At 71.3% G+C, this 22,334-nt stretch carries 15 protein-coding genes, 1 tRNA gene and 1 pseudogene; 8 read left to right on the forward strand and 9 right to left on the reverse strand.

Annotation, left to right across the window (positions count from 1 at the left end):
* Positions 1-2 precede the first annotated feature (2 nt).
* From VKA29_RS34760 to VKA29_RS34775, 4 genes and pseudogenes are all read right to left on the reverse strand, one after another.
* Entirely contained in the window at positions 3-332 is a 330-nt protein-coding gene (locus VKA29_RS34760) for a rhodanese-like domain-containing protein (protein ID WP_324790235.1), read from the reverse strand.
* 201 nt (positions 333-533) lie between these two features.
* Positions 534-1,355, reverse strand: coding sequence for a hypothetical protein (locus tag VKA29_RS34765; protein ID WP_324790236.1), 822 nt, complete (start codon positions 1,353-1,355; stop codon positions 534-536).
* Between the two features lie 113 nt (positions 1,356-1,468).
* Positions 1,469-1,567, reverse strand: a pseudogene (locus VKA29_RS34770) (IS607 family transposase); the annotation flags it as partial.
* Between the two features lie 79 nt (positions 1,568-1,646).
* Positions 1,647-3,242: a DUF2252 domain-containing protein gene (locus VKA29_RS34775; RefSeq protein ID WP_324790039.1), complete on the reverse strand. Its 1,596-nt coding sequence runs from the start codon at positions 3,240-3,242 to the stop codon at positions 1,647-1,649.
* Between the two features lie 326 nt (positions 3,243-3,568).
* Between VKA29_RS34775 and VKA29_RS34780 the strand changes: the two genes are divergently transcribed.
* The 3 genes from VKA29_RS34780 (at position 3,569) to VKA29_RS34790 (ending at position 5,759) form a co-directional block, all read left to right on the forward strand.
* Positions 3,569-4,561, forward strand: coding sequence for a PP2C family protein-serine/threonine phosphatase (locus VKA29_RS34780; protein WP_324790237.1), 993 nt, complete (start codon positions 3,569-3,571; stop codon positions 4,559-4,561).
* A gap of 142 nt (positions 4,562-4,703) precedes the next feature.
* Positions 4,704-5,237, forward strand: coding sequence for a TerD family protein (locus VKA29_RS34785; protein WP_324790040.1), 534 nt, complete (start codon positions 4,704-4,706; stop codon positions 5,235-5,237).
* 30 nt (positions 5,238-5,267) lie between these two features.
* Complete coding sequence (locus VKA29_RS34790; protein WP_324790041.1) at positions 5,268-5,759, forward strand: CBS domain-containing protein; 492 nt, start codon at positions 5,268-5,270, stop codon at positions 5,757-5,759.
* 43 nt (positions 5,760-5,802) lie between these two features.
* On the opposite strand, the gene VKA29_RS34795 is transcribed toward VKA29_RS34790, so the two are convergent.
* The 5 genes from VKA29_RS34795 to VKA29_RS34815 form a co-directional block, all read right to left on the reverse strand.
* A complete protein-coding gene (locus VKA29_RS34795) occupies positions 5,803-10,752 on the reverse strand; it encodes a DNA repair ATPase (RefSeq protein ID WP_324790042.1) in 4,950 nt (1,649 codons plus the stop codon).
* A 79-nt stretch (positions 10,753-10,831) separates the two neighbouring features.
* A complete protein-coding gene (locus VKA29_RS34800; RefSeq protein WP_324790043.1) occupies positions 10,832-12,865 on the reverse strand; it encodes an SPFH domain-containing protein in 2,034 nt (677 codons plus the stop codon).
* A gap of 132 nt (positions 12,866-12,997) precedes the next feature.
* A complete protein-coding gene (locus VKA29_RS34805) occupies positions 12,998-13,453 on the reverse strand; it encodes a hypothetical protein (RefSeq protein WP_324790044.1) in 456 nt (151 codons plus the stop codon).
* Positions 13,454-13,951: 498 nt separating this feature from the next.
* Positions 13,952-15,250 carry an ArsB/NhaD family transporter gene (locus VKA29_RS34810; protein WP_324790045.1) on the reverse strand — a complete coding sequence of 433 codons (1,299 nt, stop codon included), beginning with the start codon at positions 15,248-15,250 and terminating at the stop codon, positions 13,952-13,954.
* Between the two features lie 399 nt (positions 15,251-15,649).
* A tRNA-Leu gene (locus VKA29_RS34815) sits at positions 15,650-15,733 on the reverse strand.
* Positions 15,734-16,221: 488 nt separating this feature from the next.
* On the opposite strand from VKA29_RS34815, the gene VKA29_RS34820 reads away from it, so the two are divergent.
* The 5 genes from VKA29_RS34820 (at position 16,222) to VKA29_RS34840 (ending at position 22,199) form a co-directional block, all read left to right on the forward strand.
* On the forward strand, positions 16,222-17,076 hold the full coding sequence (locus VKA29_RS34820; RefSeq protein ID WP_324790046.1) for a DUF3662 and FHA domain-containing protein: 855 nt from the start codon (positions 16,222-16,224) through the stop codon (positions 17,074-17,076).
* A gap of 10 nt (positions 17,077-17,086) precedes the next feature.
* The gene (locus VKA29_RS34825) at positions 17,087-17,599 is read left to right on the forward strand and encodes an FHA domain-containing protein FhaB/FipA (protein WP_324790047.1); all 513 of its coding nucleotides are present in this window, start codon (positions 17,087-17,089) and stop codon (positions 17,597-17,599) included.
* A 98-nt stretch (positions 17,600-17,697) separates the two neighbouring features.
* Positions 17,698-19,257 (forward strand): Stp1/IreP family PP2C-type Ser/Thr phosphatase, encoded by a 1,560-nt coding sequence (locus VKA29_RS34830; RefSeq protein ID WP_324790238.1) that lies wholly within the window; start codon positions 17,698-17,700, stop codon positions 19,255-19,257.
* Between the two features lie 27 nt (positions 19,258-19,284).
* Entirely contained in the window at positions 19,285-20,721 is a 1,437-nt protein-coding gene (locus tag VKA29_RS34835; RefSeq protein WP_324790048.1) for an FtsW/RodA/SpoVE family cell cycle protein, read from the forward strand.
* Positions 20,718-22,199 carry a penicillin-binding protein 2 gene (locus VKA29_RS34840; protein ID WP_324790049.1) on the forward strand — a complete coding sequence of 494 codons (1,482 nt, stop codon included), beginning with the start codon at positions 20,718-20,720 and terminating at the stop codon, positions 22,197-22,199. Before VKA29_RS34835 ends, VKA29_RS34840 begins: the two co-directional genes overlap by 4 nt.
* Positions 22,200-22,334 lie beyond the last annotated feature (135 nt).

Consider the following 22,334-nt stretch of genomic DNA (forward strand, 5'->3'; position numbering starts at 1 on the left):
TCCTACAGCACGAAGCCCGGCTCTCCCTCGTCGGTCACGACGGGCCGGCCCGCGGCCGCCCACACCTGCATACCGCCCTCGACGTTCACGGCGTCGACGCCCTGCTGGACCAGATACATCGCGACCTGGGCCGAACGGCCCCCGGAGCGGCAGATCACGTGGACGCGGCCGTCCTGCGGCGCGGCCTCGGTCAGCTCGCCGTAACGGGCCACGAACTCGCTGATGGGGATGTGCAGCGCCCCTTGCGCGTGTCCCGCCTTCCACTCGTCGTCCTCGCGGACGTCCAGCAGGAAGTCGTCGTCCTTGAGGTCGCCGACCTCGATCGTGGGCACACCAGCTCCGAAATGCATGCCCCGACGCTACCCGACCGCCGACCGCCCGCGACCACAACCACAACCGCACGTCCACCGGGGAACCGTGGCTCCCCGCCCCCGCCGCCGACCCAGCAGGACCGCCACCGAACAGGGCAGCTACCCGAACAGGGCAGCTACCCGAGCGGGGCCGCCACCCGAACTGGGCAGCGAACCGGGCAGCTACCCGAGCAGCGCCGCCAGCTCGCGCTCCCGCTCGGCGACCTCGCCCAGGAGCTGCTCGGCGATCTCGTCCAGCAGGCGGTCCGGGTCGTCCGGGGCCAGCCGGAGCATCGAGCCGATCGCGCCCTCCTCCAGGTCACGGGCGATCAGGGTGAGCAGTTCCTTGCGCTGGGAGAGCCACTCCAGGCGGGCGTAGAGCTCCTCGCTGTGGCTCGGACCCCGCTCGGCCGGTGCCGGGCCCTTGGCCCACTCCTCGGCCAGTTCCCGCAGCAGGGACTCGTCGCCGAGTGCGTAGGCGGAGTTGACGCGGGTGATGAACTCCTCCCGGCGCTGCCGCTCGCCGTCCTCCTGCGCCAGGTCCGGGTGCGCCTTGCGGGCCAGTTCACGGTAGAGCTTGCGGGCCTCGTCGCTGGGCCGGACCCGCTGCGGCGGCCGAACCGGCTGGTCGGTGAGCATCGCCGCGGCCTCGGGGAACAGTCCCTCCCCGTCCATCCAGCCGTGGAAGAGCTCCTCGACGCCGGGCATCGGCATCACCCGGGCACGCGCCTCGTCGGCCTTGCGCCGGTCCTCGGGGTCACCGCTGCGGGCGGCCCTGGCCTCCAGGATCTGGGCGTCCAGTTCGTCGAGACGGGCGTACATCGGGCCCAGCTTCTGGTGGTGCAGCCGGGAGAAGTTCTCGACCTCGATGCGGAAGGTCTCCACCGCGATCTCGTACTCGATCAACGCCTGCTCGGCGGCCCGCACGGCACGCTCCAGCCGTTCCTCGGGCCGCGCGGCACCGCTCTCACCGGTCACCGGGCCCTCAGCGGCCTCACGGGTCACCTCGGCCTCACCGGCGCCACCACCATCAGCTTCCGAGCTTGTCACCCGACCAGCCTAGGCCACGCGGGCGGACGCCCCGCGCGGCCCACCGCCGGCGCCTCACAGTCCCCTCACACCCGCTGAGCCGGTACCGGCAGCGTCCCCTCACGGAACCAGCGATACGCGGTCTGCGGATGCACGCCCTGCGCCTTCGCCCATTCCGTGAGATTCATGCTCTGACAACGACACTCACTCACACATGGTTACGCTCACTCACCCGACCTTGAAGACCAGCAGTTGAAGACCCCCGCCTCACACCCCCGTCTCGGCCGCCACCCGCCCGTTGCGCACCGCGGCGAGCAGGTCGGCGTGGTCGGCCTCGGTGCGGTCGGCGTAGGCGACGGCGAACGCGGCGACGGCGTCGTCCAGTTCCTCGTTCTTGCCGCAGTACCCGGCGATCAGGCGCGGGTCGGCGCTGTGGGAGTGGGCGCGGGCCAGCAGGGCTCCGGTCATGCGGGCGTAGTCGTCCACCTGGTCGGCGGCCAGCGCGGCCGGGTCGACGCTGCCCTTGCGGTTGCGGAACTGCCGCACCTGGAAGGGACGGCCGTCCACCGATGTCCAGCCCAGCAGGATGTCGCTGACGACCTGCATGCGCTTCTGCCCGAGGACGACCCGGCGGCCCTCGTGCTCGACGGGCGGCACGTCGAAGCCGGCGGCCGCCAGGTGCGGCACCAGCGCGGACGGGCGGGCCTCCTTCACCTGAAGGACGAGCGGCGCGCCGCGGTGGTCCAGGAGCAGCACGACGTACGACCGGGTGCCGACGCTGCCCGTGCCGACGACGCGGAACGCCACGTCGTGGACCGTGTGCCGGGCCAGCAGCGGAAGGCGGTCCTCGGAGAGCGTGGTCAGGTAGTGCTCCAGGGACGACGCCACCATCGCGGCTTCCGCGTCCGGCACGCGGCGCAGCACCGGCGGGGCGTCGACGAAGCGGCGGCCGCCGTCCGCGGTCGGCTCGGTCGACTTCGCCGCGAACCGCCCGCTGGTGTTGGCGCGTGCCTTCTCCGAGACCCGCTCCAACGTGCCGAGCAGGTCGTGGGCGTCGGTGTGGGAGACGAGTTCCTCGTCCGCGATGGCGTTCCACGCGTCCAGGACGGAGAGCTTGGCCAGCAGCCGCATGGTGCGCCGGTAGGCGCCGACCGCGTCGTGCGCCGCCTGACGGCAGGTGTCCTCGTCCGCGCCGGCTTCCCGGCCGGCGAGCACGAGCGAGGCGGCGAGCCGCTTCAGGTCCCACTCCCAGGGGCCGTCCACCGTCTCGTCGAAGTCGTTGAGGTCGATGACCAGGCCGCCGCGCGCGTCGCCGTACAGGCCGAAGTTCGCCGCGTGCGCGTCGCCGCAGATCTGCGCGCGGATCCCGGTCATCGGCGTGCGGGCCAGGTCGTGGGCCATGAGGCCGGCCGAACCGCGCAGGAAGGCGAAGGGCGTGGCCACCATCCGCCCCACGCGTATCGGGGTCAGCTCGGGGAGCCTGCCACGGTTGGACTCCTCCACCGCCGCGACCGCGTCGGGCCGGGAGGCGTCCGTGTCGAGGGTGGCGTGGGCGCCGCGCGGGACACGCCGGCGCAGCTCCTTGCCCTCGTCCTTCGCCGACCCTCCGACGGGCCACCGGGCGAACCCGGGCACCGGCGGCAGCCACCGCGCCACCGCCTCCCCACCTGCCCCGGCCACCCCAGCCGACGCCCCAGCCGACGCGGCCGCCGGCTCCGCGACCGCAACCGCCGACTCCGCGCCCGCGCCCGCCGACTCCGCGCCTGCGCCCGCGCCCGCGGACTCCGCGCCCGCGCCCGCGCCCGCCGGCTCCGTGGCCGTCCCCGCAGTCTCCCCGGCACCACCAGCACCACTACCGGTCATGTCGACCGCCTCCCCCCGAAATGCGCACCCGTACGAACATCAACTCGTGCAGACCGTACAGCCGGCGGCCCGGACGCGTCAGACCCTGTGGACAACCGAGCCGCTGTGGAAAACCCCGCCCACCGGGCCGTGCGGCAGGCGGCACGCCGGCCCGTCCCGTTTCATTGCCATTTACGGCTATCGACCGCCCTGTCGCCTATTTACGGGCAGCAACGGGTACGTCTGCGATGATGCGTCGTGCCGGTCGGGCGTGAGGGGAGGCATTCCAGGACGTGTCCGCACAGAGCCGTCAGTCCAGGGTGCTGTCCGTGCTGCCCTTCGCGGTCATGGGCGCGGTCGCCGTGGCGGATGTCGTGGCCGGCCCCTCACTGGGTTTCCTGCCGCTGGTGGCGGTGGGGCCCGCCCTCGCTCCGCTCGTGGGCGGCTGGAAGCGCACCGCCTGCGTCGGCGGGCTGTCCCTGCTGCTCTGCCTCGCCCTGGCCTGGTACGACGATCTGACCACCGTGCCGCGCGGAGCCGTGGCCCTCGCATCGGTCTTCGGGGTCACCGTCGCCGGACTGGTGGCCGTGTCCATGCGCCGCAAGCAGGAGGCAGAGCTCGAAAGCGTCCGGTCGATCGCCGAGGCCGCGCAGCGGGTCCTGCTGAAACCCGTGCCGAAGCACGCCGGCCGACTGCGGGCGGCCGTCTCCTACACGTCCGCCGTGGCCGAGGCCCGTATCGGCGGAGATCTGTACGAGGTCGTCGCCGCGCCGCAAGGCGTCCGGGTGATCGTCGGGGACGTCCAGGGCAAGGGGCTGGAGGCGGTGGAGACGGCGGCGCTGGTCCTCGGAGCGTTCCGCGAGGCGGCTCTCGACGAGGCGGATCTGGTGGACGTCGGCAGCAGACTGGCCCGCTCCGTCGACCGGCAACTGGACGGCGAGCGGTTCGTCACCGCCATCCTCGCCGAGGTGAACGCCCAGCAGGTGACCTTCCTCAACTTCGGCCATCCCGCCCCGATGCTGGTCCGCGACGACGGCAGGGTCGAACTGCCCGAACCGGACTCCTACGCACTGCCGCTCGGCCTGGGCGCACACGGCACCGCGGGACCGGAGCCGTACCGAGCGGCCTTCCGCCCGGGCGACCAACTGCTGCTGTACACCGACGGCATCGTCGAGGCCCGCGACCGCGACGGCCGCTTCTACCCGCTCGCCGAACGCGCCCGACTGCTGGAGGAACAGGATCCCGAGAAGGCCCTGGAGACCCTCCGCCAGGACGTGCTCCAGCACATCGACGGCCCGATCCAGGACGACGCCGCCATGCTCCTGCTGCGCTACCGGTGAACCAACGGCAGCGCCCGCGGCCATACTTGGCCTGCGGGGGACGTCCCGTTCCGGGCAGGGGTCGCATCAAGGGTCAGTCGCCATACTTGACCTGCGGGGGACGTCCCGTGAGGGCCCATGACGGCAGGAGGGGCGGTTTCCGGTGAGCAGTGGCAGCAAGGGAGTCAAGAAGGTCGAGGTGCGGCTCAAGTGGGACCCGAGCCCCCTGGGTCAGCCGCCTCATCACCTCGACATCGTCGCCACGACCTACTCGGCGGAAGCCCCCTACGGGCGGCCGGTGTACGTCGTGCACTACGACAGCCGCTCACCGGACGGCACCATCAACATGAGCCGGCACAGCCGGACCGGCCAGGGCTTCGGCTACGTCGAGGCGATGACCCTCGAACTCGACCGGCTCGCACCCTCCTTCGCACGGGTCGTCGTGGGCGTAGTGATCCACCAGGACAGCGGCCCCAAGACCTTCGGCGACATCACGAACACCGGAGTCCTGGTCGTGGAGGGGTACACGGAGCTGCTGAAGGACGACTTCGGACAGATCGCCGGGTCCACCTCCGGCACCGTCGCCGAATTCCGCAGAGACGACTCGGGGACGTGGGAGTTCCACGGCATGATCCGGGGATTCGACAGCGATGCGGTGACCTTCGCCCAGGAGATGGGCGCCGCTCCACAGCCCTGACCGGACCTTCAGCGGAGAGGGGAGCCCGCCGTGCGCGCACGTGACCTGGCGGTCGAGTACGAGACGGTGAGCGTCGACAGCGACGCCGAGGACGCGGCCCGGCTGCTGGCCGAGCACCGGCTGCCGGGGCTGCTCGTGGTGGACGAGCTGGGCGAACCGAAGGCGGTCCTCCCCGCCTCCCAGATGGTCAAGGCGCTCGTGCCCGCCTACGTCGTCGAGGACCCGGCGCTCGCCGCCGTGGTCGACGAGAAGCACGCCGACCGGCTCTGCCGGGCCCTGGCGGGCCGGAGCGTCGGAGACTGTCTGCCGCAGGAGGCGGACCCGCCGCCGATCGCCGCCCCGGACGACACCGCGCTGGAGGTGGCCGCGCTGATGGCGCGGGTGCGCAGCCCGCTGGTGGCCGTGGCGGAACGGGGTAAGGACGCGCGCGGGAAGACCGGCACCCGTCTGCTGGGTGTGATCACCGCCTCGCACCTCCTGCACGAGCTGCTCGGGGCCGCCGGCACGTCTCGATCCGGCTGAGGACACTTCGAGCCGGAGCACCTCACTCCCCCGGGTCCAGGAGTCACTCCTGGTGCGGGCGGGCCGCGTGACGGGCCGTCGGAGGGGCCGTCGGCGGGGCCGTCGGGTGGGCCGTCGGCGGGGCCGTCGAGGGGGCCGTCGGGGGGCTTGACCCGGCGGCGCGGCTGATGGCCGACTCGACGGCGGCGATCCGGTCGGCGAGGAGGCCGAGGGCCGCGATCGCGCGGGTGAGCTGGTCGTCCTCCGGGCCGCCGAGCGCCTGTGCGCGGACGTAGGCGCTCTTGATGCCGGCCCATCGCGCGGCCTGCTCCGGGGTGAGCGTGCCGCGCAGTTCGGCCAGCTTCAGCAGGCCGGCCTCGGCCCCGGTGGTGAGGGTCTGAGCCTCGGCACGGTAGTGGTCGTCGATCAGCGCGGACAGCTCGGCGTCGTTCATGACCGGCTGGATGCGCTGGGCCATCTTGATCATGTTGCGGTACGAGCCCTGCAGCCGGAAGGGCGGTTCGGTGCGGGTGGTGTCGGTCTGGGCCGCGGAGGCGATGTACGCGGCGTTCACCGCCAGGACCGTCTCGCGGATCGTCAGCAGGTGGCGCAGCACCGCCAGGATCCGTTCGAGCTCGGCCGGGGCGTACGGGTGGGTGAGCCGGTCGGCCCGGGCCGTGGGGTCGCCCCCGGCGAGCCGGAGGAGGAGGTCGAGGTCGGCGCGGTCCCGGCCGGCGAGCGGCGCGAGGACCGGGTTGGCGGTGAGCGCGTTCTCGACGAAGCTCGACGCGAAGGCGTCCTGCTTGCCGGTGAGGACGTCGCCGAGGTTCCAGACGTCGGCCCGGTTGGCGAGCATGTCGGGGACACGGAAGCGGGCGCCGGACTCGGTGTAGGGGTTGCCGGCCATGCAGACGGCGAAGCGCTTGCCGCGCAGGTCGTAGGTGCGCGGCACACCGTCCCGGACGCCCTCGACGCGGCGGGTGGCGTCGCACAGCGGGATGAACTTCTGCAGCAGCTCGGGCGAGGTGTGCTGGATGTCGTCGAGGTGGAGGAGGGTGTTGTTGCCCGCCTCCAGCGCGAAGTTGATCTTCTCGACCTCCTGCCGGGCGGTGGCGTTCGGGGCTTCGGCGGGGTCGAGGGAGGTGACCGCGTTCCCGAGGGCCGGACCGTTGACCTTCACCAGGAGCAGGCCGAGGCGGTCGGCGACGTACTCCATGAGCGTGGTCTTGCCGTAGCCGGGCGGGGAGACGAGCAGGAGCAGGCCTCCGGTGTCGGTGCGCTTCGAGGCTCCGGTCGTGCCGAGTTGCCTGGCCAGGCTGTCGCCGATCAGCGGGAGGTACACCTGGTCGATGAGCTTGCTGCGGACGAAGGCGGACATGGTCCGGGGCCGGTGGTCGTCCAGGAGGAGCCGGGCGTGTTCGGCGGCTGCCAGCTCCGCGCGGCGGCGCTGGTAGGCGCGGTGTCCGGGGACGTCGTGGGTGCGGAAGGCGTGGGTGCGGGCGAGGAACTCGTCGATGCGGACCGGCAGCGAGCGGCCGGCGATGCGGGGGTGGTCGCCCAGCAGCCCTTCGACCGTCCCGGTCAGCGGTGCGTCGCGCTCGTACCGGGTCAGGCCGGGGCAGAGCTCGGCGGCCACCGCCTCGGCCAGGTCGCCGGGGAGGACGCCGGTGCCGGTCGAGGCGGTGTACGAGGTGAGCCATGCCTCGACGAGCTGTCGCCGGGCGGCCAGGTCGCCGAGAGCGGTCAGATCGTCGTCGTACGCCGGATCGCCGGCCGTACGGCGGAACGTGTCGAGCAGCGTCCGTGTGCCGGCGCTGATGACGAAGCCGTCCGGGCCGCTCGTCAGTTCCTCGAAGAGGTACGCGGCGGCGGCGTCCGCGGCCTCTCCGCCGATCTCCTGAGCCAGCTCCCGGCGCAGGTCGTCGATCGCGGGCGCGAGGCCGAACGTGTCGCGGGCGCGGGCCAGCGAGACCGCGCGCCGCCGCCAGTCCTGCCGGGCCTCGGCGGTCGTGCCGTGGGCCCAGAACATCTGGGCGGCGGCGCGTGCCGAGGGTTCGTGGCGCAGGGGGCCCGCGGTCTCGTGAAGGCGCAGGACGGTGGTGAGGATCAGGACCGTGTCGTGGTCGTGGACGCCGCGCTCGTAGCCCTCGTCGTAGGCGCCCTCCACGGCCTGCCGGACCAGGGCGGGCAGGTCGGCGTCCGCGAGGTGTGCCGGGCCGTGTTCGGCCAGCAGCCGGGCGGCGAGGTGCTCGGCCCGGTAGACCTCCGGCGACTCCGAGGGCAGCGGGCGGTCCCAGTACGGGCGGGTGGCGGCGAAGCCGGGGTCGTCGACCGGGGAGCGGTAGTCGGTGCCGGTGAGGGCGAAGGCGAGGCCGTCGCCGTGCGGGACGAGGGTGAGGTCGAGGGGCTGGGTGTTGACGGCGAAGCGGTGGGCGCCGAGGCGGAGGGTGCGGCCGTCGTCGGTGTACAGGTCGGTGCGGTCGCGCAGGGACCTGAGCGCGTCCTGGCGGGCGGCCTTCAGGCGGCCGTCCAGTTCCTCGGCCTTCACCTGGTCGCCGAGTTCGCGCAGTTCGTCGGCCAGGCGGCGGACCTTGGCGGGCATCGGGTCGGAGGTGAAGTAGGTGGCGACCGTGTCCGCGTCGGCGAGGGCGGCGGCGCGGCGGGAGACGGTCCGCAGGATCCGGGCCGCCGCGTCGGCGAGCCGTTCGGCGCGGCGGGCGCGAGCGTCGGCGAGGGTCTGTCTGCGGGCGGAGAAGACCTCGTGGATCTCCTCCCGCTTGTCGGCGAGCGCGCCGAGGAAGTCGTCGGACTCGGCGAACCCGGCCGACTCGGCGAACCGCGACTCCAGGTTCTCCACCTGCACGAGCATGCGGGCGAGCTGCTCGTCACACGCGTCGGGGCTGTCGGCGGCCCCGAGCGCGCCGGAGACGGCCTGGCCGAGCAGCGCGAACTCGGCGGCGAACTCGGACCGCCCCTCGCGGTCCCGAAGCATGCGGCGGCGGCCGTCGAGGGTGGCACGGGCGCGGTTGACGCCGCCCAGGATTCCGGCGATCCGTTCCAGTACGGCCGTACGGACGGTGGCGTCGGCGATGTGCAGGCCGGCGACCACCTCGGTCACCGTGCGCAGCCCGTCGGCGAGTTCGTCGAGGCGGGCGGCGACGGGCGTGGCCTCGGCGACGGTGGTGATCGCTTCGGCGTCGGCGACGAGCCGGTCGATGTCGGCCCGGTGGTCGGCGAAGGCATCCTCGCGGGCCAGGTGGGCGACCGCCCGCTGCCCGAAGGAGGCCAGGTCGGCCTCGGTCTCGGCGGCGAGTTCGTCGATGCGGGCGATGTCGGTGTACCGCATGTCCTTGAGGGTGAGCAGGTGGCCCTGGGCCTGCCGGAGTTCGGTCAGCCCGGCCACCCAGGCGGTGGCGCCGCGCGGGGCCTCGCCGCGCAGGCGTCGGACGACGGCGGCGACCCGTGCCTCGGCCGTGCCCAGCGCGTGGGTGGCCCGGCGGGTGAGGGCCCGGACGGTCTCGAACTCGGACAGGACCTGCTCGGCGGTGACCCGCACCTGCTCCAACGGCTCACGGAGAAGACCGAGTTCGGGCTCGGCGAGCCAGTGGTAGGAGTCGGCGGCGCGCACGCAGGCCGCGGCGAGTGCCTCGTACACCTTGCCCGTGGGGGTGGTCTCGGTGACGGCGCGCGCGATGGACAGGCAGTCGGAGATGCCGCGCACGAGGTCGGCGTTGCCGACGCGGGCCAGCGGGCCGGTGCCGACGGGCCGGGCGGCGGCGTGGGCGTCGGAGACGTACGGGGAGTTCCACACCTGGACGGGGTGCACGCGCTGCGGCTCGTCGCTGCCGGCGCGCAGGACGAGCAGGGCACCGTCGTCGAAGAGCGCCCAGCCGTGGCAGGACAGCGGGGTGGCGACCTCCTTGCGGATCATGTTGTAGGGCAGCAGCAGGCTGCGTCCCTCCACGCGCGCGTGGAACGCGAACAGCACGTCCTCACCGTTGGGCGAGCGGACCAGGCGCTCGAACTCCAGGGCCGTCGTGTCCCATGGGGCGGCGGCCCCGTCGAAGATCTTGTAAGCGCCGGTGGCCAGGCAGTAGCCGCCCGGGAACACGATGCCCTGGTCCTCCGGCAGCCGGCGGCACGCCTGGCCGATGCCGTCCAGGCGGACCACCGACCTGGTGAGCGTGTTGAACACCAGGTGTCGGTCGGCGTCCTCCTTGTAGGGACGGATCCGCAGCAGGATCAGGGCGCCCACCCGCGCGTACGCGATGTCGGCGTCGGCGAGGGACTGCAGCGGCTCGTCGACGGGCTCGGCGTAGAGGCCCTCACCGGTCTCGGTGTTGTTCTCGACCTTGACGGTGAGGCTGCCGCCCATGGTCTCGACGAAGACCTCTCCTTCGATGGAGACGTGCGGGTGACGGCCGGGTACGTGGTCCTCACGGGTCGTCCGCGTCCAGTCGAAGTCGTGGGAGGGCGGGAAGACGTGGTCGCGCTCGCCGCGCGCGTCCAGGAAGGACACCCGGCCGTCGTCGGTCACGGCCCAGCGCAGGACGCGGATGTCCCCGGGCTTCACCCCGGTCTGGAAGACGGCCAGCAGCCTGCCGTCGACCCGGCGGAGCTGCAGGAGGTGGGCCTGCCGGTAGTAGCGGTAGAGGGCGGCGAACTCGCGCACGAAGGCCGGATCGTCCAGCAGGCCGGGAACGGCGTCGTCAGGCAGTCGGTTCAGGTCGCGGTCGTGCAGCGCGAAGACGTCCCCGACGGTCGTCTCCGGCTTCAGGCCGAGGAAGACGTTGTGGCCGAAGAGCAGGACGTCGCCGACCGGGACGATGTCCCGGGGCACGCAGTTGTGTTCCGTGCGCAGCCGGTCGGTGCCGGTGAGTTCGAGCCGTGTGGAGCCGAACTCCTCGGCACGGCGGGCGTTGAGCGCCTCGGCGCGGCGGGCGAGTTCGGCGGCCTGCGCGGTGAGGCGGTCGCGCAGCACCTCGTACGTTCCGGTGTCCAGCCCGGTGGTCATGAAGCCCTCTCAGGAGGTCGGAGGAAAGACATGGTCCGGAGCTGCCGTGCCCTGCGCGGCAGCTCCGGACCACGACCGGTCAGCCCTTGGCGCTGCCGTCGAGGGCGGCGAGGGAGGTGTCGGAGAGGCCCAGCTCGCCGGCCTTGTCCAGGAGCTGCTGGAGGTGTCCGGCGTTCGCTCCGCCGGTGTTCATCAGCTTCATCAGCAGGGCGGAGACGGTCAGGTTCTGCACGTCCGCCGTGGAGACCGAGCCGAGGACGCGGCCGAGGTCGTCGGTGAAACTCGACGAGCCGTCCAGCCACGGCCGGGCGAGGGCCTGCGCCGTCTCGGAGTGCCGCACGAACCCGTCGACGCTCTTGCCGAGCGTGATGGAGGAGACCAGGCGGTCCAAGAAGACGGACTCGCCGCCGACGATGTTGATGTCGGCGTTCTCCAGGCCGGTGGCGAGGACGGTGGCCTGCGCCTCGGCGACCTGCCTCTGCGTCTCGAGCCCGGCCAGCCGGATGTCCTTCTCCGCCTGGAGCCGCAGCCGGTACTCCTCGTGGCCGCGGGACGCCTCGTCGAGCGCGGCCATCGCCGCCGCCTTCTCGGTCAGACCGGCCGCCTCCGCCTTCAGCTTCTCGCCGATGCCCGCGGCCTCGGCGAGCGCCTTCGCCCGCGCGCCCTCCGCCTCGGCCCGCATCCGCGCCTCGGCCGCCTCGGCCTCCGCCCGGCCGGCCTTCTCGATGACCTCGGCCTCCTTGTCCCGCACCTGCACCGCGGCCAGCCCCTCCGCGGCGGCCTCCGCCTGCACGCCCTCCGCCAGCCGCAGCTTCGCCCGCGCGTCCAGGTCTGCGCTCTTCAGCCGGGCCTCGGCCAGGGTGACTTCCTCGGTGGCACGGTGGACCGCGGCCTGCTCGGCGGCCTCCGCCGCCTTGATGTCCTTGACCAGCTTCTCCTGCGCCTCGGCCTCGGCGGCGATGACGACGGCCTGCCGCTGCCGCTCGGCCTCCTCCACCGCACGCAGCTTCTTGATGGACTCCTCCTGCTCGGCGACCGTACGGTCCACCGCCACCCGCTCCCGGACGACCTCGGCGATCTCCCGCTTCTCCGCCTCGACCTCCTTCTCGGCGGCGATCTTCGTGAGCTGGGTCTCCCGCTCCCGCGCGATGACCTCCAGCATGCGGTCCTTCTCGATGCGCTCGTTCTCCACCGCGATGACCCGCTCGCGGTTCTTCGCGGCCACCGCGATCTCCCGGGCCTGGTTCTCCCGCTGGACGCCGAGCTCCTCCTCGGTCCTGAGGAACGCCCCCTGCGCCCGCAGCCGCTCCTCCTCCACCACCCGCGCCGTCTCGGCCTCCTCACGAGCCCGCACGGTCTCGATCTCCCGCCGCTGCTTGATCTCCGCGTCCGCCTGCCGGCGCTCCAGTTCCAGGATCGCCTCCCGGGCGTCCACGTTCTGCCGGGTGATCTCCTTCTCCTCCGTGCGCTGCGCCTCGTTGGTGCGCACGTGCTCCACGGCCGTCAGCTCGGTGATCTTCCGGATGCCCTGGGCGTCGAGGACGTTCGCCGGGTCGAGCTGGGTGACCGGCGTCTGCTCCAGGTAGTCGATGGCCGCGTCCTCCAGGTGGTAGCCGTTGAGGTCGACGCCGATCAACTCGATGATCTTGTAGCGGAGTTCCTCGCGCTTGGTGTACAGGTCGGTGAAGTCCATCTGCTTGCCGACGGTCTTCAGTGCCTCGGAGAACTTCGCGTGGAACAGCTCTTGCAGCGTCCGCTGGTCGCTGGCCCGTGCCGTGCCGACCGCCTGGGCGACCTTGATGACGTCTCCGACGGTCTTGTTGACCTTCACGAAGAACGAGATCCGGATGTCCGCGCGGATGTTGTCCCGGCAGATCAGCCCCTCCTTGCCGGCCCGGGTGATCTCGATCGTCTTCACCGAGATGTCCATCACCTCGGCCTTGTGCAGCACCGGCAGCACGACCTGCCCGGTGAAGGTCACGTCGACCTTCCGCAGCTTGGAGACGATCAGGGCCTTGCCCTGCTCCACCTTGCGGAACAGCCGGGAGACGGCGAGTACGGCGAGCAGGCAGACGGCGACGAGCACGCCGAGGCCCACGGCGATGGTGTTCATGCGAAATCCTTTGAGTCTGCTGGACTGCGAGAAGTCGGCGCCTCGGTGGGGAGGCCGGGTGGCCCACTCGGCTGCGGGCAGGTGCGGGAAGGCGTGGCGACCCGCTGCGAGCGCGGGAGCGTCCGGCCGGGGTCAGGCGCGGGAGCGGGGACTGCCGGGGTCGTACGGGGCACTGTCGGTCGCCGTCCGCGGGTGCGTCGGCTGGTGCGTCCGCGGGTGCGTCCGCGGATGCGGGAACAGTCCGGCGAGGAGGGGCGCACACCGGCGTGTCACCGTCCGGGCGGCAAGCGCGGACGCGGCGAGCAGCGCGACCCGGGCCGTGGCGCCACTGGCCCCCGTCAGGTGCGCCAGGTCCATCAGGACCGTTCCGGTGAGGCTGACCAGCCAGGCGCTCACGATCACGGCGGAGACCGCGACGGCGACCGGAATCCCGCTGAGAGACCTGGTCAGCGACGGGAGGTCGGTGTCGAAGGCACGCACGTCGGCTCGGCCCAGCAGAACCAGCGCCCAGAAACCGAGTGCGACCACCAAGGCGGAGGTCAGGCCGACGGCGGGGAAACGCACGGAGGCGTCGACGAACCGTCCCATGCCCTGCCCCCCGTCCCGGCCTTCTGATACCCCTGCCGCTGCCCCTCATCCTGAACCGGGCGTGCCCGTAGGCGCATTGCCGTCGCCCGGCAGTCTTGACGCCCCGTTGATGCCGGTCGGCCACACATCACTGCGGGTGCCGCACCTTGACGCCTTGGAGTCCTTCACCACGCCCGCCGTCCGGCAGACGGCGCAGCCACAGCCGCAGCCGCAGCACCACGTACCGCCTGCCGCCTCCCGGTCACCGCAGGCACGGGAGTGGCCGACGGCGGGCGGGAGCCGCGGCCGCACAGCGCCCGACGGCCGTCGGCCTCACAGCCGCGGCCGCACTGTTCGCCGTGTCCGTCATAGTCGGCGTTCTGTGGTGCGCGCCCGGCGGCGGTCCCGGGACTTCCCCGAACGCGGACTCCGGCGCCGAGCCGCACACCGGCGTGAGCGCCCCCACGCCCCCGGGGAGCGCCCGCCCGCTCCCTTCCGGTCCGAGGTGATGGCCGGGCGTCAGCCGAGCGCGAAGTAGCGCAGCCACACGTACCCGAGCGCGAGAGCCACCGTCACGCCGGTGACGACCAGTCCGTACTTGGTGAACTGCCAGAAGGAGATGGGCTGTCGGCTGCGTTCGGCGATGCCGAGCACGACGACGTTGGCGGAGGCGCCGATGGCCGTCGCGTTGCCCCCCAGGTCGGCGCCGAGGGCCAGGGCCCACCACATGACGTGGTCCGCGCCGCCGCCCATGTTCCGGACGAGATCGCCGGTGATGGGCGCCATCGTGGCGACGTAGGGAATGTTGTCGACGACGCCGGACAGGACCGCGGAGGCACCGAGCATGGTCATCGAGCCGGCCGACTCGTTGTCACCGATCGTGTCGGCCAGGGCCTTGGAGATCTCACCGATCACACCGGTCTCGATCAGACCGCCGATCATGACGAACAGACCGGCGAAGAAGGCCAGGGTGGGCCACTCCACCTCATCGAGGACCTCGCGGGTCTCCGCCGAGGAGACGGCGATGAGCAGTCCGGCGCCGAGCAGGGCGACGACACTGGGCGCGTAGTGCAGCACCGGGTGCAGGACGAAGCCGGCGACCACCAGCGCCAGCACCGCCAGGCCCTGCACGAGCAGCCGGGGATCCTCGATCGCCTCGCGCTCCTCCAGCTCCATGATCTCGGCGGCCCGGTCCTCGTCGTAGCGGAACGTCTCACGGAACATCACCCGGCACACCAGGAGCAGGGCGATCAGCAGGACGGCCACGATCGGGGCCAGGTGGACGAGGAAGTCGTTGAAGGACAGTCCGGCCCTGCTGGCGATGATGATGTTGGGCGGGTCACCGACCAGGGTCGCGGTCCCCCCGATGTTCGACGCCATGACCTCGGCGATCAGGAACGGCGCCGCCGGCAGCGCGAGGCGCTCGCACACGAGCAGCGTCACCGGCGCGATCAGCAGCACCGTGGTGACGTTGTCCAGCAGAGCCGACGCCAGCGCCGTCATCACGACCAGCATGGCCATCACCCGGAAGGGCTCCGCCCGGGCCCGCTTCACCGACCAGATCGCCAGGTACTCGAAGACCCCGGTCTTCTTCAGCACGCCGACGATCATCATCATGCCCATGAGCAGAAAGACGACGTTCCAGTCGACGCCGCTGCGCTCGGAGAAGAAGGCCGACCTGTCGTCGGTCGCCCGGACGGCCAGCATCAGGCCGGCCCCGCCGAGGGCGACGGCGACGCGGTGGATCTTCTCGCTGATGATCAGGGCGTACGCGCCGACGAAGACGACGACCGCCGCCCAGCTCTGCCAGTCGTTCACCCAGGGGCCCCCGGCGTGGTCGGGGACGGGCGGCGCGGGCGGCCGTCCGCGCACGCCGCCGACAGCGCGGCACCGGACACCACCACGAGCACCATGAGGGCCACCCCGATCGGAAGAGAAAACGCTCTCCTGCTCGCCGACCAGGCTTCCCGGCACACCGTGGGGAACCCTACAGGTCCTCGACCCGGCTCCGGCAGACCACCGAGCGGTATCGCCACGGCACGAAGACCACCGGACCTGTCGTGAAGACCGCCGGACCCGGCCGCGAAGACCGCCGGACCCTGCCGGACAGGAGCCGGCCTTCGGTGTGTAAGCATCATCACACCGCACCGGAACCGCGGCGCCGAGGACACAGCGAAGCGGTCCCACCGTGATCACGATGGGACCGCTTCGCTTCTGTGCGCGAGGGGGGAGTTGAACCCCCACGCCCTTGCGGGCACTGGAACCTGAATCCAGCGCGTCTGCCTATTCCGCCACCCGCGCATTGGGTGTTGTCCTCGGGCTCCGGGCTTTTCGGTCCGGCGCCTTCCGACACGCAGAACATTAGCACGCTGGGCAGGGTGGGTTCACATCACTTGTTCCGGGGCGGCCCCCGACCAGCGCAGTCGTGCGTCCGCCGGGCCGTTCGCCCCCTGCCCCGCCTCCCGCCGAGGTGTCTCAGGGCGTACCGGATCGCGTATCAACCTCGTACCGGTCCGGCCCGTCTCCCCCGGCGCCGGGACAGGTGCACAGCCGGGTGCGGGACACTGGTCTGCAGCCGCCTCTACGATCCTGGGCAGAAGGAGTTCGCGGGAGGAGTTCGAACGACTGCTCCGCAGGGAACTTCGTCAGGCGTCGACACCCGTCGACGGGGTCGACAGGGGGAACCGGCCGATTCACCGGCGCGTGGATACGATCAGTAAGCAGTACCAGGTAGGGCAGTGCCCGCAGGGCGGGACGACGGACGGCAGCGACTTAGGAGGAGGTGCCCCATGGGAGTCCTGAAGAAGTTCGAGCAGCGTCTCGAAGGTCTGGTCAACGGCACCTTCGCAAAGGTGTTCAAGTCCGAGGTCCAGCCCGTGGAGATCGCCGGAGCGCTCCAGCGCGAGTGCGACAACAACGCGACCATCTGGAACCGCGACCGCACCGTGGTGCCCAACGACTTCATCGTGGAACTGAGCACGCCGGACTTCGAGCGGCTCAGCCCCTACTCCGGCCAGCTCGGCGACGAACTCGCCGGCATGGTGCGCGACTACGCCAAGCAGCAGCGCTACACCTTCATGGGCCCCATCAAGGTCCACCTGGAGAAGGCGGACGACCTCGACACCGGCCTGTACCGGGTGCGCAGCCGTACGCTCGCCTCCTCCACCAACCAGCAGTCCGCCGCGCCCGCCGCCCCGGCCGCGCCCCGGCACGGCGGCTACGGCTACCCGCCGCCCGGAGCCCCCGCGGGCGTCCCGCCCATGCCGGCCACGCCGCCGCCCGGCGCACGCCCCGGCGGCTACGGCTACCCGCAGCCCGCGGGCGCCCAGCGCCCCCCGGCCGCCGCGCCGACGGCCGGCGGACGCACCCGCTACTGGATCGAGATCAACGGCGTGCGCCATCAGATCTCCCGCCCGACGCTGGTGCTGGGCCGCAGCACCGACGCCGACGTGCGGATCGACGACCCCGGCGTCTCGCGCCGACACTGTGAGATCCGGACCGGAATGCCCTCGACGATCCAGGATCTCGGGTCCACCAACGGCATCGTGGTGGACGGGCAGCACACCACCCGCGCTACGCTCCGCGACGGCTCGCGGATCGTCGTGGGCAGCACCACCGTTATCTATAGGCAAGCCGAAGGGTGAAGCGGGGGCAATGTCAGAGCTGACCCTCACGGTCATGCGGCTGGGTTTCCTGGCCGTACTGTGGCTGTTCGTGATCGTGGCCGTGCAGGTCATCCGCAGCGACCTGTTCGGTACGCGCGTCACCCAGCGCGGCTCCAGGCGGGACGCCTCGCGGCCGCAGCAGGCAGCCCGCCAGCAGGCCGCGCCTCCGCAGCAGCGCCAGCAGTCGGGCGGGCGCCAGCGCCGTAACGCCCCCACCAAGCTGGTGGTGACCGAAGGCACACTCACCGGCACCACCGTCGCGCTGCAGGGCCAGACCATCACGCTGGGCCGGGCGCACGACAGCACCATCGTGCTGGACGACGACTACGCCTCCAGCCGCCATGCCAGGATCTACCCGGACCGCGACGGCCAGTGGATCGTCGAGGACCTGGGCTCCACCAACGGCACGTACCTCGACCGGAGCCGGCTGACTACCCCCACGCCGATCCCGCTGGGCGCGCCGATCCGCATCGGCAAGACCGTCATCGAGCTGCGGAAGTAGTGCTACGTCATGAATGAGCGCGAGCGGAGCGAGCACGCAGCGGTGGCCGTCACCCAGGGCCCCGGCGCGCTCCCGACCGGAGGGTGGGCACCGTGCGGATGTACCCGGAGCCGACGGGCGAGGTGCGCATGAGTCTGTCACTGCGCTTCGCCGCCGGATCGCACAAAGGCATGATCCGGGAGGGCAACGAGGACTCCGGATACGCCGGCCCGCGGCTGCTCGCGATCGCCGACGGCATGGGCGGCGCCGCCGCGGGCGAGGTCGCCTCCTCGGAGGCCATCTCCACCATCGTCGCCCTCGACGACGACGTGCCCGGATCCGACATCCTCACCTCCCTCGGCGCCGCCGTGCAGCGCGCCAACGACCAGCTGCGCGCCATGGTCGAGGAGGACCCCCAGCTCGAGGGCATGGGCACCACGCTGACCGCCCTGCTGTGGACCGGCCAGCGCCTCGGTCTCGTGCACGTCGGGGACTCCCGCGCCTACCTGCTGCGCGACGGCGTCCTCACCCAGATCACCCAGGACCACACCTGGGTGCAGCGCCTGGTCGACGAGGGCCGCATCACCGAGGAAGAGGCCACCACCCACCCGCAGCGCTCCCTGCTCATGCGGGCGCTGGGCAGCGGCGAGCACGTCGAGCCGGACCTGTCCATCCGCGAGGTGCGGGCCGGTGACCGCTACCTGATCTGCTCCGACGGCCTCTCCGGCGTCGTCTCCCACCAGACCCTCGAGGACACCCTCGCCAGCTACCAGGGTCCCCAGGAGACCGTCCAGGAGCTCATCCAGCTCGCGCTGCGCGGCGGCGGGCCCGACAACATCACCGTCATCGTCGCCGACGTCCTCGACCTCGACACCGGGGACACCCTCGCCGGGCAGCTGTCCGACACTCCTGTCGTGGTGGGCGCCGTCGCGGAGAACCAGAACCAGCTGCACGACAACAACATCATGCAGACCCCGGCCGGCCGCGCCTCCGGCCTCGGCCGGCAGGGCCACCGGCAGGGCGGCGGCGGCGAGTTCGGCCCGCCCGGCTCCGGCGACACCACCGGCTTCGTCCCGACGGGCGGCTTCGGCGACTACTCCGACGACGACTTCGTCAAGCCGCGCAAGAACCGCAGATGGCTGAAGAGGTCCTTCTACAGCGTGGTCACGCTCGCCGTCATCGGCGGTGGCCTGTACGGCGGTTACCGCTGGACGCAGACGCAGTACTACGTCGGCGCCAACGGCGAGCACGTCGCGCTGTACCGCGGCATCAGCCAGGACCTGGCCTGGGTGTCGCTGTCGAAGGTGGAGAAGGACCACCCCGAGATCGAACTCAAGTACCTGCCGGTGTACCAGCAGAAGCAGGTCAAGGCCACGATCGCCGAGGGCGGCCTGAAGGACGCCACCTCGAAGGTCGACGAACTCGCCCTGCAGGCCTCCGCGTGCAAGAAGCAGGCCGAGCGGGAGGCGGCCGACAGCCAGAACAACGCCAAGACCGGCGAGGGCCAGGCCGGCGGCACCACGGGAACCACCACCACCTCCCTCGCGTCCAAGGCGTCGCCGAGCCCGTCGGCCACCAAGTCCCCGAACCCGTCCGCGTCCCCGACCGCCACTCCCAGCCCCGGCCCGACCCTCTCGGAGGAAGAGCAGAAGGTCGTCTCGCTGTGCGGTAAGCAGTAGGCAAGCCGTGAGAGGCCCCGTCACACGATGAGCAGTACTACCAACCCGTCGACGCACCACACGTCCACGATCGGCGCGATCGGCGCGCCCAGCCGACGCAACACCGAACTGGCGCTGCTGGTGTTCGCCGTGGCCATCCCGGTGTTCGCCTACGCCAACGCGGGGCTGGCCATCAACGACCAGGTGCCCGCCGGGCTGCTGAGCTACGGCCTCGGCCTCGGCCTGCTGGCCGGCGTCGCCCACCTCGTCGTCCGAAAGTTCGCGCCGTACGCGGACCCGCTGCTGCTGCCGCTGGCGACGCTGCTGAACGGACTCGGCCTGGTCGTCATCTGGCGTCTGGACCAGTCCAAGCTGCTGCAGTCCATCAATCAGGCGGGCACGGCAGCGCCCCGGCAGTTGCTGTACACGGCGATGGGTATCGCTCTGTTCATCGTGGTGCTGATCTTCCTCAAGGACCACAGAGTCCTGCAGCGCTACACCTACATCTCCATGGTCGGCGCGCTGTTCCTGCTGCTGCTGCCGCTGGTTCCGGGCCTCGGCGCGAACATCTACGGTGCCAAGATCTGGATCTCGGTCGCCGGCTTCTCCATCCAGCCCGGTGAGTTCGCCAAGATCGTGCTCGCGATCTTCTTTGCCGGCTACCTGATGGTGAAGCGGGACGCGCTGGCCCTGGCCAGCCGCCGCTTCATGGGCCTGTACCTGCCACGCGGCCGTGACCTGGGCCCGATCCTGGTCGTCTGGTTCATCTCGATCCTCATCCTGGTCTTCGAGACGGACCTCGGCACCTCGCTGCTGTTCTTCGGAATGTTCGTCATCATGCTGTACGTCGCCACCGAGCGGACCAGCTGGATCGTCTTCGGTCTGCTGATGTCCGCCGCCGGCGCCGTAGGCGTGGCCAGCTTCGAACCGCACGTGAAGATGCGTGTCCAGGCCTGGCTGGACCCGATGCGGGAGTACACGCTCAGCCAGGCGGGCGTGGCCGGCCACTCCGAGCAGTCGATGCAGGCGCTGTGGGCGTTCGGCTCCGGTGGCACCCTGGGTTCCGGCCTCGGCCAGGGCCACTCCGACCTCATCCGGTTCGCCGCCAACTCGGACTTCATCCTCGCCACCTTCGGCGAGGAACTGGGCCTGGCCGGCGTGATGGCACTGCTGCTGATCTACGGTCTGATTGCCGAGCGCGGCGTGCGCACCGCGCTGGCCGCCCGCGACCCGTTCGGCAAGCTGCTCGCCATCGGCCTCTCCGGGGCCTTCGCCCTGCAGGTCTTCGTCGTCTCCGGCGGTGTGATGGGCCTCATCCCGCTGACCGGTATGACCATGCCCTTCGTGGCGTATGGCGGTTCCTCCGTCATCGCCAACTGGGCCCTCATCGGCATTCTCATCCGGATCAGTGACACCGCGCGCCGCCCGGCGCCTGCCCCCGCCGCCAACCCCGACGCCGAGATGACCCAGGTGGTCCGCCCGTGAACAAGCCCCTGCGCCGGATCGCGATCTTCTGCGGCCTCCTGGTCCTCACCCTGCTCATCCGCGACAACTGGCTCCAGTACGTCAAGGCCGACAGTCTGAAGGACGACCCCAAGAACCGCCGCGTCACCATCTCCCGTTACTCCACCCCGCGCGGCGACATCATCGTCGGCGGCAATCCGGTCACCGGGTCGGCCGATACCAAGCGCAACGGCCTGAACGACCTGAAGTACAAGCGCACCTACAAGAACGGCCCCATGTGGGCGCCGGTCACCGGGTACGCCTCCCAGGCCTTCGGCGCCAACCAGTTGGAGTCCATCGAGGACGGCATCCTCACCGGCAACGACGACCGGCTCTTCTTCCGCAACACCCTGGACATGATCACGGGCAAGCCGCGGCAGGGCGGCAACGTCGTCACCACCCTCAACGCCGCCGCGCAGAAGGCCGCGTTCAACGGGCTGAAGAGCCGGGGCAAGGGCGCCGTCGTGGCGCTGGAGCCGTCCACCGGCAAGATCCTGGCGCTGGCCTCGTTCCCGTCGTACGACCCGTCGGCCTTCGCCGGCAACTCCAACGACGACGCCGCCGCCTGGAAGAAGCTGCAGAAGAAGTACAACCCCGACGACCCGATGCTGAACCGGGCGCTGCGCGAGACCTACCCGCCGGGCTCCACGTTCAAGGTGGTCACCGCCGCGGCCGCGCTGGAGAACGGGCTGTACAGCTCCGCCGACCAGAAGACCAAGACGCCGCTGCCGTGGATCATGCCCGGCACCACGACCCCCCTGAAGAACGAGGGCAACATCCCCTGCGAGAACGCGACCATGCGGATCGCGCTGCGGTACTCCTGCAACACCGTCTTCGGCAAGATCGGCTCCGACCTCGGCAACGACAAGATGCTCGCCGAGGCGAAGAAGTTCGGCTTCGACGCCGAGCAGTTCACGCCGGTGCGCTCCAGCGCCTCCGTCTTCTCCGACAACATGAACCCGTCGCAGACCGCGCTGTCCTCCATCGGCCAGTTCAACACCGCCGCGACGCCGTTGCAGATGGCCATGGTGGCCTCCGCGGTCGCCAACAACGGCAAGCTGATGAAGCCGTACATGGTCGACAAGCTCCAGTCGTCGACCCTCGACACCATCGAGCAGACCGACCCCCAGGAGCTGAGCCAGCCGCTGTCCTCGGAGAACGCCCAGATCCTGCAGTCGATGATGGAGACGGTCGTCAAGGAGGGCACCGGCACGAGGGCCCAGATCCAGGGCGTCACCGTGGGCGGCAAGACCGGTACCGCCCAGCACGGTGTGGCCAACAGCAAGAACCCGTACGCCTGGTTCATCTCCTACGCCAAGCTCAGTGACGGCAGCTCGCCGGTGGCCGTCGCCGTGGTCGTCGAGGACGAGAGCGCCAACCGCGGCGACATCTCCGGTGGCGGTCTCGCGGCGCCGATCGCCAAGAGCGTGATGGAGGCGGTCATCGACTCCAAGAAGTGACCCCGGTCACGTCCCCAACGCATCGGTGCACGTTGCGATACCGGTCCTGTATCGGGTGACGGGCTCGGCCGAGTCGCACACAGCTGTCCGGGTACGGTAGGGCCCGGACGGCAGCCTCCGACCGCACAGCAGTGC

The organism is Streptomyces sp. H51 (genome assembly GCF_035656535.1).
GTDB lineage: Bacteria > Actinomycetota > Actinomycetes > Streptomycetales > Streptomycetaceae > Streptomyces.

Excerpts from the sequence above, each read along its gene's own strand:
- VKA29_RS34830 (WP_324790238.1), top strand. The coding sequence starts at position 17,698 with ATGTACCCGGAGCCGACGGGCGAGGTGCGCATGAGTCTGTCACTGCGC.
- VKA29_RS34820 (WP_324790046.1), top strand. The coding sequence starts at position 16,222 with ATGGGAGTCCTGAAGAAGTTCGAGCAGCGTCTCGAAGGTCTGGTCAAC.
- VKA29_RS34835 (WP_324790048.1), top strand. The coding sequence starts at position 19,285 with ATGAGCAGTACTACCAACCCGTCGACGCACCACACGTCCACGATCGGC.
- VKA29_RS34780 (WP_324790237.1), top strand. The coding sequence starts at position 3,569 with ATGGGCGCGGTCGCCGTGGCGGATGTCGTGGCCGGCCCCTCACTGGGT.
- VKA29_RS34775 (WP_324790039.1), bottom strand. The coding sequence starts at position 3,242 with ATGACCGGTAGTGGTGCTGGTGGTGCCGGGGAGACTGCGGGGACGGCC.
- VKA29_RS34800 (WP_324790043.1), bottom strand. The coding sequence starts at position 12,865 with ATGAACACCATCGCCGTGGGCCTCGGCGTGCTCGTCGCCGTCTGCCTG.
- VKA29_RS34825 (WP_324790047.1), top strand. The coding sequence starts at position 17,087 with ATGTCAGAGCTGACCCTCACGGTCATGCGGCTGGGTTTCCTGGCCGTA.
- VKA29_RS34795 (WP_324790042.1), bottom strand. The coding sequence starts at position 10,752 with ATGACCACCGGGCTGGACACCGGAACGTACGAGGTGCTGCGCGACCGC.
- VKA29_RS34805 (WP_324790044.1), bottom strand. The coding sequence starts at position 13,453 with ATGGGACGGTTCGTCGACGCCTCCGTGCGTTTCCCCGCCGTCGGCCTG.